Genomic DNA, 13,410 nt, shown 5'->3' with positions numbered 1-13,410 from the left:
GCCCGAGCCGAGCGAGAGGACTCCACTCACCATGACCGCAGCGCCCGCCGCAACCGGCCACGTCCGCACCGCGAAGAAGTCCGACGACTACGTCGCCGAGATTCTCGCGCGTCGCGAGCAGCGTGGCGGCCAGCCGCTCTCCTTCGAGGCCAAGCGTCAGCGCCTCCAGGCCGTCGCCTCCGACTCCGTCAACGGCATCAAGCGCCTTGGCGTGGGCATGATCGGCCCGATCCAGCTCAAGCTGCGCTACCAGGGCATCACGCGCAACGTCCTCGTCGAGGACCCGTGCACGCCCGGTACGCCGGTCGAGTACGACGTCTGGGACGACCTCGGACAGGCGTACATCATGTCCGGCACGGACGGCGAGGTTCGCATCACGCCGTTCGAAGGCAAGCGCATCCAGGTGCGGTTCTTCCGCATCGCGAGCCGTCCGGCCATCCGCAAGGAAGACCTGCTCTACCTGCGCATCAACGCGGTCGAGCAGGCCCAGGACGAGACCAAGCAGTCGATCCTCAAGCAGGAGGACAGCCGCCTCGTCACCATCCTGCAGGCCGCGATCTCGGACTACGCGGGCCGGGCCGACCACACGGTCACCCCGAACCACGTGATCACGGAGGCGTCGGGCTACCTGACGCCGGGCTCGCTGTACTCGGCCGTGTCCATGACGGACATGCACGAGCTGCAGTCCAGCCGCATCCTGATCAACCCGATGGACTACCGGGACATGTACCGGTGGGACATCAACCAGACCGGCTGGGCGTTCAAGGACAGGGTCGTCGCGGGTGAGACGATCACCTCGTTCGGCGAGTTCCAGATCCAGCGCTCGATCGTGATCCCCCAGAACACGATCTTCCTGACGCCGGACCCCCAGTTCCTGGGCGTTTTCCCCGTCCTCTACTCTCTGGACGTCGAGGAAAACCACCGCGTCGAGTCCTTCTGGAAGGGCTGGGTGTTCGACGAGATGGTGTCGATGCTCATCCTCAACCCTCGCGGTCTGGCGAAGATCGTCAAGAGCTGACCGGACGAGGTACGCTCACCGAAGGCCCCCTCCATCTGCAGTGGAGGGGGCCTTCGGCATGCCCACGGGTAGGGGGCGTAACCACCGCCATGGCGGGTTCATGGCCTTCCAGCCCGTGGGCATTTTCGGCTGGTGGCACTCGTGAACCCTGGGCCCCCGAAGGGGTCCAGGGTCACCGCCGGGCGTTGCGCTCGGTGTTCTGTCTGGCGGGTGACATATTCTCACCTTGACACATTCAGGCCGTAGTTGGAACCCCACCATCCGTAATTCTTCCCTTGAATGACAAATTCAGCCACGGCCACTGTCTCCAGCCACGCCCGCACCCCTAGGGGGTGAGGAGGGTTTGTGGTGGGCCCTCTGCGCGGCTCCGTTCTCCGGCCGCCAGCCTCAACCCCCGGGTTCCCCCTTCCCGGGGGTTGAGTGCTGTCTGGGGTGGTGCGGGCCCCCTCAAGGGATGACGGAGGATCCGTCCCTTGATCGAGGAGGCACCATGCCTGTCCAGCAGCTCCAGGTTTCCAACCCGTCGAAGGGTGTCACGGTCGTCACCCCGGACCCGGACAAGCCGAAGTCGTACCTGCGCTTCGAGGCGAAGGGCGACGAGGCGGGCGGTGACGTCCAGTTCGTCTCCCGCGAGACCGCGCTGCTGGCGCCGTTCGTGCGCGCGATCCGCAACGGGACGCTGGTCATCGACGACGACATCTCCGCAGACTCGGAGCTGCTGCGCGTACTCGGCAACGTCAAGGAGCACCAGCCGGAGGACCAGAAGCCGCTTACCGCGATCCGTGTGGTCAGCGAGTGGAGCGAGTCCGACGAGTCCTACAAGGCCGTCGACAAGCCCCTCCGTGTCGTCATCGAACCCCTCTTCAAGGCGTGAGTCATATGAGCATGAGCGATCACGAGCGGGCGCTGCTGGTCGTCGGCACGCTCGACACCTCCGGTGTCGGCGGCAGTCCGTACGCGCGGCTGGACCAGGTGGCCGTGGCCTTCGGCGCGGAGGTTCACGAAGAGCCTGTCAAGGAGGAGTCCGAGCCGGAGCAGAAGGCGGCCGAAAACGTCCCCTCCGAGCCCTCCGCGCGCACCACCAAGCGCCCCCCGGCCAAGAAGGCGCAGACCTCCGCGTCTGCTGAGAAGTAAAGGAGCGGGCTGTGGCCGCAACTGACCAGACTGGCACCTACCAGACCGACGGGTCGATCGGCACCAAGGGCCAGCCGGGTGCTGCTCCCAGCCCGGTCTCGCAGCCCGAAACCAACGGCGCGGGTGTCGTTGACGCACGAGGCTGGGCGCCTACAGCGACCGGCATCTCGGCCACCCGGGAGACGACCGTCTCGACGGTGGTCGACAGGCAGCAGCCGTACAAGGCTCCGTCGGCTCCTCCGGCGGCCTCGAACGCGGACACGACCAAGACGGACTCGCCGGTCGGCAACGGCCTCACCCAGCTCATCAATCCGGCGCTGTGGCTGTCCGGTACCACGGACACGGCAGCGTTCGGTGCCGTCCCGGCGGGCACCACGACCGTCCCGGTCGCCCCGGCCGCGCCCACGGCCGTCGCCGGTGACCGCTACATCCAGGTGTCCTGGACGCCGGTGTCCAACCCGGGGGCGGACGCCAAGGTCACCCAGTACGTCATCGAGTCGGACACCGGCGGTCACTTCTACGCCGCCGCCAACGTGACCACCTGGCGGTTCGAGAACGTCAAGGGCGGCCAGGGCTACAAGTTCCGCGTCGCGGCCTCGAACCGCAACGGTGACGGCCCGTACGGCCCGTTCTCGGCGGTCGCCGTCGTCCCCACCAACGAGGACGAGGTCCGCCCGGTGGCGCTGGCGGCCGACAACGCCGCGAACCCGATCTACAACCAGGACGGCACGATCAAGCCGGGCTCGTACGGGGCGCCGACCGCGCCTGGCAAGCCCACGGTGGCGGCCGGTGCCACGACCACCGCCAACGTCACCTGGACGGCGCCGAGCACCGGCCAGCCGTCCGGCGGCTACGACGTCACCGCGTCCACGGGCCAGAAGGTCCACGTCGGCCCGGCTCTCCTGACGGCCAACGTTCCCGGCCTGACCCTGACCAACGTGATCACCTTCACGGTCACCGCGATCGGCCAGCTGCAGAACACCACTTCACCCGCGTCCAACGCGTACACCGTGGTCTGAGTTTCAGCTGGCTTGAGCGGCCCCGTCCCACGACTCCGGGACGGGGCCGCTTGCTGTTCACGACCATCCCGCCGCCCCCAAGGGGCGAAGGCGACACGAGGAGAGGGCGGCGATGTCCGGTACGACACCACGGCTGGGGCTGAAGACGTACGACCAGTCCGACCCGTTCCTGCGCCAGGACTTCAACGACAACAGCGGACGTCTGGACGCCTATCCCGGCGACTACATCTGCACGTCCGGGACGCGGCCTGCCTGGGGCGGTTCCCAGACCGGCATGCGGATCTTCGAGACCGACACCCGGCGCGAGCTGATGTGGACCGGCACCGCCTGGCGCGAGATCCTCAGCGCCCCTGCGGCGTGGCCGGGCTGGGTGCGGCCCGAGGTCGCGATGGGCAAGGACACCCACGTCTACTACAAGATGGCCACGTTCAACGTGAACCGGCCGGGCGCACTGGCGATCTGGCTGGAGGCCGAGGTCCAGTGCCAGTCGATCTACACCGCGAACATGTCCCTGCGGCCGCAGCTGGACGGCTCGGACTGCCAGATCGGCACGACGTCGTCGTACATGCGCGTGCCGCAGATCCAGACCTCCGGCGGCGGCTGGTCCAGGTCCTGGATGATGGGCGCGATCGGCCTGCGCAACGTCGGCGTGGGATCGCACAACTTCGGCGTGCACTTCTTCACCACGCCTGACTCGACGACCGCCAACGTGTCGGTGCGCCTGACGTCGGTGCGCGGCATCGCGCTGCTGGTCAACTCGCAGGACACCTGATGTCGGCCGACGAGTACACCGACCGGGCCTACGTCTCGCGCTACGCGGCGGCGGACTTCGGCCTGCAGGTCATGCGCGAGGGAGTGCCGGGCGACGCCGACGGCGACGTCACGGTGGCGCTCCTGCACGACGACGACGCGCAGACATCGGTGTTCTCCCGGACCGCCGACCACCCGGGCGTCGGCCAGTACACGGTGCGCCTGTCGTCCAAGGAGACGGCCGCTCCCGGCCCGTACGTCCTGGTGTGGACGTACCAGGTGGCCGGGTCGGACGAGGAGTGGCGGTACTGGCTGGAGGTCGGCAAGGCCTCCCCGGAGTACGACCGGCTGGCCGACTCGATGAAGGGCGTGATCGAGCAGACATGGAACCGGTTCAGCGACCTGTTCGACTACGCCACCGAAGGCCCGCACCTGCAGTCGTACGTCCAGTCGAACTTCGGCCGCAACCGCCTCGCACAGCTGCTGCGGATCGCGGTCGGCCGTCTCAACACGGCCGCCCAGCCGTACCAGACGTACACGATCGACGGTGACGGCGGCGCCAGCTTCCCGGTGCAGCAGTGGGGCTCCCTGCTGGAGTCCGCGCTGTACGTGGAGTGCCTGCGGCACCTGATGCGCTCCTACGTGGAGCAGCCCGAGGTCCAGTCCGGCTCCGGCGTCTCGCGGCTGGACCGGCGGGACTACATGGACCGCTGGGGCGTCATCCTGCAGGGCGAGCAGGAGGTCCTGAAGTCCCAGCTCGACACCTTCAAGATCGCCCACATGGGGCTCGGCACCGCCCGGGTCCTCGTCTCCGGCGGCGCGTACGGACGGTGGGGACCGACCCGGCTGCCGCTGTCCGAGGCTGCGAGGCCTCGCTGGCTCACCCGGTTCTACTGATCGGCAAGGAGGGGCCATGTCCGGTGGCGCCCAAGAAGGTCCTGCTCCGTCTGTCGAGTTCGACCTGGGAGTTCTCGACCCGGGCCAGGTGGTGGTCGTTCACCGCCCCTGCGCTCAGGGCGCGCTCGTCCAGTCCCTCTACTGCGCCGAGAAGTTCCGCATCCTCCACATCTGCCCTGGCCCCTCTGCCTGATCGGAGAACCCCATGTACAGCGTCACCCTCAAGGCCGGTCTGAAGGACGTCGTGCTGCCCAACGGCAACCGCTACCAGGGCGGCGACGTCGTCATCCTGTCCGCCGAGCACTACGGCACGATGCCGGTGGCCACGAGGACGGCTGTGTTCTCCGCCCAGACCGTCGTGATCGTCCCGGCGACCTGATGAAGTCGACCCGGGGGACGTACGTCCGCAGCCAGCAGAACTGGGCCGTCGAGCAGGAGCGCCAGCGGCACGATCAGGCGCTGTGGATGATGGGCGAGAACACCCTCTTCTGCCTGATGTGGACGGCCCGGGACTACGACAACGGGCTCATCGGCCTGTGTACCGTGTGCGCCTCAGACCGCATCTCCAAGGCCTACGGGCAGGCGACGCGGAACAAGTGCCCATCCTGCTTCGGCACGCGCTTCGAGGGCGGCTACAGGGCTCTCATCGTCCGGCCCGCGATCTTCACGGACGCCGACGACGGCCAGTCCTTCACGGCCCGGGGCGTCGTCTCGCCGCAGGAGGTCCACCTGGAGACCACCTCGGACTTCCGTGTCCACGGCGGCGACTTCGCCATGCGCGCCACCGGCGAGCGCCTGCAGCTGCGCACCCCGCAGCGCACCACGCTGCGCACCGGCTTCGGTGTCCCGCACCAGCGCGACTCGGGCACGGCGTACAACTTGACCCGGGCGGCCGTCGAGGACGAGGACTCCGTGGCCTACACGATCCCGCCGAACACCAACGACCTCATCACCATCTTGTCCCGTTCTGGGTCAACTCCTCCCAGTTTCGCCGACATTGAAGTTATTAGGGCTCCGCTGATCCCGCTGTACGAGCGAGACTGAGCCCGCCACACCACCACACCAAGGGGTACCGCCATGCCCGAGACCACTGAGATCACCTACCGCTCCGACGTCACCGTCGAGCTGGTCAAGCACGGAGCCTGCGACGCCGACGTGCTGTTCGCCGCCCGCGTCTCGACCCTCGGCGAGCAGTCGCTGGAGGAGCTGGTCAAGGACCAGCCCGAGCGCTCCAAGGGCCTGATCAACTACCTGATGCGGGACCGGCACGGCAGCCCGTTCGAGCACAACTCCATGACCTTCTTCGTGCAGGCACCGATCTTCGTCTTCCGCGAGTTCATGCGCCACAGGGTTGGATTCAGCTACAACGAGGAGTCCGGGAGGTACCGCGAGCTGCAGCCGGTGTTCTACATCCCGGGCCCGGACCGCAAGCTCCAGCAGGAGGGCAAGCCTGGGCAGTACACCTTCGTCGAGGGGACGGAGGAGCAGAAGGCCGAGGTCGAAGGTCTACTGAAGGAGAACTCCAACGAGTGCTACTGGATGTACAGGACACTCCTGGACGCCGGAGTGGCGAAGGAAGTCGCGAGGATGGCGCTCCCTGTCAACGTCTTCTCGTCGATGTACGTCACCTGCAACGCGCGCTCCCTGATGCACTTCCTCGGCCTGCGTACGACGCACCCGGATGCGAAGGTGCCCTCGTTCCCGCAGCGGGAGATCGAGATGGTGGCCGAGCAGATGGAGGCCGCCTGGGCCGAGCTGATGCCGCTCACCTACGCCTCCTTCAACGCCAACGGTCGCGTCGCGCCGTAGGATCGCCGCTGGACGAGATGCGCCCGGGGTGGGGACCTTCGGGCGCTTTCTCGTGTCCGGCCTTTCTCCGCCGCCCTCAAGGGGTGAGCAGAGGAGGCGCGCGTGCTTGTCGAGGTCCCGGAGGTCCACCTCGTCACCCATCCCGACCGCATGATCATGGTCGAGAAAGGGCTGTCTCCGAGGCGTGCCCGCGCCGCCGCGCTGGAGGCCGTACGCCAGGCCCGGCGCCGAATGCCAAAGCTCACCGGCGGCGCCGCGCGCGGGCTCCAGCCGCTGTACGGCAAGGGCTACTTCGGGCTCTCCTGGTCCACCCAGGTCGTCTGGTACCAGGACCACGGCACCAAGCCGTTCACGATGCGCTCGCTGGCCGGGAAGGTCATCCCGATGTGGATCGACGACCCCACAGGCCAGGAGCGGCGGGACAACCCGAAGGCCAAGACGCGCACCACCGAGTCCGGCAAGATCCAGGTCCTGATCTTCCGGCGCGCAGCGAAGATCGGTGAGCGGAAGAAGGTCTACCGCAAGGACCCGAAGACCGGCCTGAAGATCCTGGTCTCCGACAGTCCGGCCCACTACCCGGGCGCGCCGGGCCGTATCGGCTGGCGTGAGGCCAAGCAGCCTTGGACGCGGCCGGGGAAGCGGCCAGGGGCCATCCACCCGGGCAACGTCGGCGTCTGGTGGCGGCACCCGGGCCTGAAGCCCCGGAGTTTTTTGAATACCTCCATGACCCTGGCGGCGCAGAAGAACGGCCTGCTGGCCGAGCGGGTCTACGTCGCCGACCGGGGCTGGAGAAACAACGTCCGCCTGCACGGCGAGGAGTTCCGCTGATGTACATCACCCGGGTGAAGACCCTCGGTATCGAGGCCCTGAGTGCGGCCTTCGACGGTCAGTACCCCGTGCCGGAGTTCCGGGGGCTGCACTGCTCGCTGGAGTACCCGGTCGAGAAGTCGTCGTTCCCCGAGGTCTGGGTGCGCTACAGCGACACCGGCCCGCTCAGGCAGGCTGGCGTCTCGCACGTCGAGGACACCGACTCGGCCGGTAGCCGGGTGGCTCCGTACACCCGGTTCCGGTTCTCGGGGTCCTGGGAGTTCGTCGTCGTCGCGCTGACCAGCGTGGAGCGGGACCGGGTGTACGACGAGCTGGTGGCGACGATCGCCTGGTCCGGGTTCGACTCGCTGCGCGGCCGGTTCCGGCAGTACCTGGCGGACAACGACCTGATCGACCTGACGGTCCGTACGGACGAGATCGAGTCGACCGGCGAGTCGGCGGAGCCGGGCACGCCGTGGGGCACCGACGAGGTGGTCTACGAGCGGACGCTGGCGATCGACCTGATCGGGGACTTCACACCGGACCCGGAGACCGGCCTGATCGTCCCGCTGTCGAAGATCGTGATCACGCCGACCGCCGATCTCGCCCTGGACGACATCAGCGACAGCGGCTTCGACTCCTGGCACTGATGCTGTCCCGGCGTCGGTCAGCAGCCCAAGGGGTGACAGCTGACCGACGCGACTGGTGGGTGGCATGCCCGACATCTCCTCTGCGACGTACACGCCGCCCGGCGTCTACGTCAGCGACGAATCGACTCCCACGGTCACCCCGCGCGGCGTGTCAACCACGACCGTCACGGTGATCGGCCCGGCCCTGGGTTACCAGACGACCAGCGAGGTCGTCACCGTCTTCTCCGCTTCGGGGACCGCGCTGGAGCAGCGCGGCGTGTACATCACGGCCGTGACGGGCCCGCCCGCCATCGCGGCGCCCGTGGTGACGACCCTGGCGGGCACGGCCCTGGTCTACAACGAGGACTACACCTTCGTGGTGACCGCCGGGTCCGGCGGTGCGGCCACGGCGATCACCTCGATCAAGCGCCTGTCGTCGGACTCCGGTGACCTGACTCTGCCCTCTCCGAAGGGCGTGAAGGACGGCGACCAGATCCGGGTGACGTACGCGTTCACCAACGCGACGTACTACGAGCCGACCGAGTTCGAGGACTACGACCAGGTCGTGGCCGCGTACGGACAGGCCATGGTGACGACGGCGCCGACGAGCCCGACCGCGTCGCAGGTCGCCTCGGCGCTCACCCTGGCGGCGAAGATCGCCCTGGAGAACGGCGCGGCCAGCGTCCTGTGCGTCGCGACGAACCCGGCGGCCGGGGACTTCCGGGCGCAGCTGCAGGCGGCATACGCCAAGCTGTCGGCGGACTACCGGGCGCAGATCCTGGTGCCCCTGCTCGTGGACGGTGTGTACAACGCGCACACGCCGACGAACGTCGCGAACCTGCTGGCCGACGTCAAGAACCACTGTGAGACGGCGGCCGCCGACGGCTACGGGCGTATGGCGTTCACCGGCCTGGCCACGACCTACGACAACACGACCGGTCAGGACCAGCTGGCGCTGGCGCAGAGCAGCAAGCGGCTGGTGCTGTGCTACCCGAACCGGCTGCTGGCCTTCAACAGCGCGGTGAACGCCTCCACGGAGATCGACGGCTTCTACCTGGCGGCCGCGATGGCCGGTCGGCTGGCGCGCAACGCGGTCGCGCGCGGGCTGACGAACCAGTCGCTGACGTCGTTCACGGGCCTGCCTGCGACGATCGCGCAGGCCATGACCCGGACCTTCAAGAACAACCTCTCGAAGTCCGGCGTGAACGTCGCGGAGATCAACCAGAACGGCCAGCTGATCGCCCGGCACGGCGTGTCGACGAACATGGGCTCGCTCCTGACGCAGGAGATCTCGCTGACCCGTATCGGCGACGTCCTGCTCCAGATGATCCAGGTCGGCATGTCCAACGCCGGGCTCATCGGTGAGCCGATCACGGCCGAGACCACGATCAACGTCAAGTCGGCGCTGATCGGCCTGCTGGAGCAGGCGGTCTCCGACGACATCATCGTCTCCTACGCCAACGCGCAGGTACGCCAGCAGACGGACCCGTCGGTGATCGAGGGGACCTTCAGCTACAAGCCGCCTATCCCGATGAACTACGTCGTCGTCAAGTTCGCCGTGGACCTCACGACCGGCGACACCACGAACGCGACGGACGAGAACGCCTGAGCCCGCGCAGCAGGCGCTGTGACGGGCCCCTGCTGCGCTTTATGGAGGACCCCCGGTGTGAGGGCGCCGGGGGTCCTCTGCTGTCCGCAGCCGCCCATCCCGCACCAGTGGGTGAGACCTACGGATGGGGTGGTGAGCAATGCCTGCAGGCAAGGTCCGCGTTACCGGCTCCGGCTACAGCACGTTCGTGTACGCCGGTAAGCCGATCGCGTTCCTCAACAGCGTCGAGGATTCCGGGCAGCGTGCCTGGTCGGACAAGGGGCAGGCGTACGCGTTCATCCAGCCCCTGGGGTCCCGTACGCCGGTGGAGATCGCGACGTCCCGCGTCCTGGGCGGCGGCACGCTGCAGCTGACGATCCAGGAGCTGTGGAACCAGGCGATCTGGGAGCAGATGGCCGGTCTGTCCGGTACGAACAACATCGTCGAGATTTTCGACCGGCTGGCGGCGTCGCCGAACTACGTCACCGCGCAGACGATCATCAAGCCGCCGGGCACGGAGTCCACCCCGTCGAAGTGGCGCGGCAAGATCTACCACAACGTCACGATTGTGGACATCGCCGACGGCGACACTCTGACGGTCGGCGGCCTGGACGTCGCCAAGCCGATCGTCGCCGCCTACACCCACACCACACGGCTGCGCTGAGCAGGAGCGGACGATGACGGACACCTACGGCACCTTCGACCCGGCCGCCCGGCCGGGTCGTAAGGCCGCCACGCCGGAGGCCAAGCCGACCCTGCGGGCCGAGGACGGTACGGAGCTGCCCGGCTTCGACGAGCGCTACACCGAGGCGTTCGAGGGGCTCGCCTTCCTCGGCTCGCTGACCGAGAGTTTTTCCTGGCTCGGTCACGAGTTCGTGATCCGCACCCTCGGCGTGGACGAGCAGCTTGCCGTCGCCCAGGTCACCTCCAAGTACAAGGACGGCGGCGAGCAGCTCGCCTACGTCGCGGCCGTGGTGGCTCTGTGCGTGGTGACGGTCGACGGCGAGGAGCTGCCCACGCCGATGGGTGAGGACCAGCAGCTGGCCGAGTGGGCGCACCGGCGGTTCGCGTACGTCAAGGCCAACTGGTTCCAGCCGACGATCAATGAGGTTTTCCAACGCTACCTGCGGCTGGAGGACACGGTCGCCCAGGTCATCGAGGCCATGGGAAAAGCGTTCGCCCCGGCCGCATAGATCCGTGGCTGGAGCGTCGTCTTCGGCTGGCTGAGCGGCGGGGGCTGCTGTCGGGGCGGCACCTGTCTCGGGTGCAGCAGTTCGGCCTGGAGCTGCTCATCCTCGCGGACGGCTGGGAGGCGGCCGAGCGGGAGCTGGAGCGGTCGCGAAGGGACGCGGAGGCGTTCCAGGACCAGCTGAAGTTCGCGATGGTCTCGGCTGGCGTCGAACCGACGGAGCTGTGGCCGAAGGACGCGTCCGACGTTCCGGCGGGCGCGGACGAGGACGTCGACTACGACTACTCCGCCGTCAACTGGCAGCAGGGGTCGACCGACGACTGGGACCAGATGCAGCAGGCGCTCGCGGCCTCGCGGGTGCAGGTGTCCGGGGACCGGTCAGTGCCGGACGACGAGCCGCCGGTGCCGGACATGGGTGACGAACTCGATCGGGAGTGGCAGTAATGGCGACACCTACGCCGCCCCCGGGCGGCAACCCTCCGGCGGGTGGCCTGACGGGTGCTCTGCAGGGTCTGGTGATGCAGCTTCAGGCGCTGATGCACCAGAACCAGACGCTGCAGAATCTGCCGTCGAGCGCGGCCAGCGCGCTGCGTCAGGCGCGGCAGAACGTGCTGAGCCCGACGGCGCTGATGGGCGGGCAGATTCCGCCGTCGGTCGCTCCGAACGCGCAGTGGCTGCAGGCGACGGCCGCGCAGTTCCTGAGCCAGGTGGTGCTCGGTCAGCCCCAGCACCGGCCCAGCTCGGGCGGTTCTGGTGGTTCGGGTGGTCCGACGCCGCCCGGTCCGACGCCTCCGACTCCGGCGCCCACGCCGCCGATGCCGGTGCCGTACCCGTACATGAACCCGTACGGGCACATGGGCTACAACGGGCCGATGCCGGGCTACGGCGGGCCTCTGGTCTCGCCGTACCAGTCGGGCAGCCACGGCACCCAGGCCTCGGGTATCGGGTCGTGGACGAAGTCGATGCTGCCCCGGGTCGGCATGGCCCTGGGCGGCCCCTGGGGCGCCGTGGCGGGAGCCGCCATCAGTGCGGCCACGGACATCCCGGCCGAGGTCCGCAGCCAGCGTGACAAGAACGCGTACTACCAGTCGATCGAGGGCGGCAACAACTTCGACGGCTTCGGCGAGCGGATGTCGGAGGAGGCGTACCGCTGGTCGACGTTCGGCGTGCTCTCTTCCGACGAGTCCCGCCGGGCCTTCAAGGGCGTCACGCGCCTGGGCTACAACTCCAAGGTGGAGGGCGGCATCGGCCGCCAGGACGCGCTCAACTTCATCTACCACGGCAAGACCAGACGCGGGCAGACCGTGGACGAGTCCCTGCAGCAGCTGCAGGTCAACTCCAAGAACGCCCTGGGCAGCCTCAACGACCTCAACGACGCCCTCAACGCCGTCTCCGACAGTGCAGGCAAGGCCGGGGTCAACTCCCAGATGGCGCGCGCCGAGTTCACCCAGCTCATGGACCAGGCGATCAAGAGCGGCTACGGCTCGTCGTCCACGGACGTGGCGCGCCAGGAGCAGGACCTGAAGACCAGCTACGGCCGGTCGTTCCAGGACGTGGACGCCTCGAACCGCCTGGGGCAGTCGCACGCCTACATGGCCGCGTCCCTCTCCGGGATCTCCGTCTCTCAGTACCTCACCGGCGGGGTCGAGGCGAAGGCGAAGGCCGACCAGACCCTGGACCAGGCCGCAGTGAGGGCCGTGCTGCGGCCGGGCGTCGAGGACTGGATCAAGGCGCACATCAGGGCGGCCGGTGGGAAGGTCGACGAGGAAGCGGCGACCCAGATCGCCCAGCAGATGCTCCAGGAGTTCTACCCGAACGACCCGTACGCCCTGCTGGCGGTCGTGACGTCGCTGTCCGGCTACTCGACGACCGACCCGATCAAGGCCGCCGTGTGGCTGGTGCAGCAGTACAACGGCAAGGGCGCCATGGCCACGGTCAAGGCGGACGAGAAGAAGACCAGCAAGGCGAACTCGGTCAAGGGTGGCCTGACCACCATGAGCTACCCGGACCAGGAGAAGCACGGCGGCTTCCTCGGGTTCGGCAGCAGCAACTCCAAGGCGTTCGACGCCTACTCGGACTGGGTGCACGCCAAGGGACACGGCAAACTCCAGGACGACCCGGTCATCGACAACCTGCTCAACAAGATCAAGGGCGACGACTCCACGAAGGTCGCCGTCACCACGAAGTCCGGCAGGCGCGTGGTGTCGCTGGCCGACGCGATCAAGAACCACCGCAACGAGCTCGCCTCCGGCAAGGCCGTCATCGTCGAGGGCGACCAGGCGGGCAAGGCCGTATCCGACATCCTCGGCGCCGGAGGCGTCGACCCCCGGCGTGACTTCTCCAAGGAGGCGAAGAAGGACGACAAGTCCGGGGAGTCGTACGCCAAGTGGGAGAAGGGCAGCAACGCCAAGCAGGCGGCGCAGCGACAGAACCTGCTGATCACGCTGACGCCGGAGGCCCGGCGTCTGCTGACCGTGCTGGGCACCACCGGCGTCTCCGGGGCCTCGGCGACGTCCACACCGCCGCTGAGCCCGTACCCCTCGAACCCGAGCTACGGCGGGGAGTAGACC

The 13,410-nt window shown here is 68.2% G+C and carries 16 protein-coding genes; all 16 read left to right on the top strand.

The window, feature by feature from the left end; all coding sequences use genetic code 11:
* Positions 1-31 precede the first annotated feature (31 nt).
* The 16 genes from ACZ7OY_RS36150 to ACZ7OY_RS36075 all read left to right on the top strand — a co-directional run bounded on the left by ACZ7OY_RS36150 (position 32) and on the right by ACZ7OY_RS36075 (position 13,407).
* Positions 32-1,018, top strand: a complete 987-nt coding sequence (locus ACZ7OY_RS36150) for an HK97-fold major capsid protein (RefSeq protein WP_472249801.1) — start codon at positions 32-34, stop codon at positions 1,016-1,018.
* Between the two features lie 490 nt (positions 1,019-1,508).
* Positions 1,509-1,892 (top strand): hypothetical protein, encoded by a 384-nt coding sequence (locus ACZ7OY_RS36145; RefSeq protein ID WP_472249800.1) that lies wholly within the window; start codon positions 1,509-1,511, stop codon positions 1,890-1,892.
* Positions 1,893-1,903: 11 nt separating this feature from the next.
* Positions 1,904-2,152, top strand: coding sequence for a hypothetical protein (locus ACZ7OY_RS36140; RefSeq protein ID WP_472249799.1), 249 nt, complete (start codon positions 1,904-1,906; stop codon positions 2,150-2,152).
* Positions 2,153-2,163: 11 nt separating this feature from the next.
* Positions 2,164-3,171, top strand: coding sequence for a fibronectin type III domain-containing protein (locus ACZ7OY_RS36135; protein ID WP_472249798.1), 1,008 nt, complete (start codon positions 2,164-2,166; stop codon positions 3,169-3,171).
* A gap of 112 nt (positions 3,172-3,283) precedes the next feature.
* Positions 3,284-3,943: a hypothetical protein gene (locus ACZ7OY_RS36130; protein WP_472249797.1), complete on the top strand. Its 660-nt coding sequence runs from the start codon at positions 3,284-3,286 to the stop codon at positions 3,941-3,943.
* Positions 3,943-4,818, top strand: coding sequence for a hypothetical protein (locus ACZ7OY_RS36125; protein ID WP_472249796.1), 876 nt, complete (start codon positions 3,943-3,945; stop codon positions 4,816-4,818). Before ACZ7OY_RS36130 ends, ACZ7OY_RS36125 begins: the two co-directional genes overlap by 1 nt.
* Before the next feature lie 205 nt (positions 4,819-5,023).
* Positions 5,024-5,197: a hypothetical protein gene (locus tag ACZ7OY_RS36120; RefSeq protein WP_472249795.1), complete on the top strand. Its 174-nt coding sequence runs from the start codon at positions 5,024-5,026 to the stop codon at positions 5,195-5,197.
* Complete coding sequence (locus ACZ7OY_RS36115; protein ID WP_472249794.1) at positions 5,197-5,862, top strand: hypothetical protein; 666 nt, start codon at positions 5,197-5,199, stop codon at positions 5,860-5,862. The genes ACZ7OY_RS36120 and ACZ7OY_RS36115 overlap by 1 nt, the downstream gene beginning before the upstream one ends.
* Before the next feature lie 33 nt (positions 5,863-5,895).
* Positions 5,896-6,627 (top strand): FAD-dependent thymidylate synthase, encoded by a 732-nt coding sequence (gene thyX, locus ACZ7OY_RS36110; protein WP_472249793.1) that lies wholly within the window; start codon positions 5,896-5,898, stop codon positions 6,625-6,627.
* Positions 6,628-6,729: 102 nt separating this feature from the next.
* Entirely contained in the window at positions 6,730-7,455 is a 726-nt protein-coding gene (locus ACZ7OY_RS36105) for a hypothetical protein (RefSeq protein WP_472249792.1), read from the top strand.
* On the top strand, positions 7,455-8,084 hold the full coding sequence (locus tag ACZ7OY_RS36100) for a hypothetical protein (protein WP_472249791.1): 630 nt from the start codon (positions 7,455-7,457) through the stop codon (positions 8,082-8,084). The genes ACZ7OY_RS36105 and ACZ7OY_RS36100 overlap by 1 nt, the downstream gene beginning before the upstream one ends.
* Before the next feature lie 64 nt (positions 8,085-8,148).
* Positions 8,149-9,672 carry a hypothetical protein gene (locus tag ACZ7OY_RS36095; RefSeq protein WP_472249790.1) on the top strand — a complete coding sequence of 508 codons (1,524 nt, stop codon included), beginning with the start codon at positions 8,149-8,151 and terminating at the stop codon, positions 9,670-9,672.
* Between the two features lie 139 nt (positions 9,673-9,811).
* Positions 9,812-10,315 (top strand): hypothetical protein, encoded by a 504-nt coding sequence (locus ACZ7OY_RS36090; RefSeq protein WP_472249789.1) that lies wholly within the window; start codon positions 9,812-9,814, stop codon positions 10,313-10,315.
* A gap of 13 nt (positions 10,316-10,328) precedes the next feature.
* Positions 10,329-10,844, top strand: coding sequence for a hypothetical protein (locus tag ACZ7OY_RS36085; RefSeq protein ID WP_472249788.1), 516 nt, complete (start codon positions 10,329-10,331; stop codon positions 10,842-10,844).
* Between the two features lie 71 nt (positions 10,845-10,915).
* Positions 10,916-11,284, top strand: coding sequence for a hypothetical protein (locus ACZ7OY_RS36080; protein ID WP_472249787.1), 369 nt, complete (start codon positions 10,916-10,918; stop codon positions 11,282-11,284).
* A gap of 74 nt (positions 11,285-11,358) precedes the next feature.
* Complete coding sequence (locus ACZ7OY_RS36075; protein ID WP_472249786.1) at positions 11,359-13,407, top strand: hypothetical protein; 2,049 nt, start codon at positions 11,359-11,361, stop codon at positions 13,405-13,407.
* Positions 13,408-13,410: the final 3 nt, after the last annotated feature.

This window comes from Streptomyces sp. NPDC107559 (assembly GCF_055657365.1).
The sequence above is the reverse complement of the archived record's forward strand: the minus strand, read 5'-3'. Positions and strand labels throughout refer to the sequence as shown.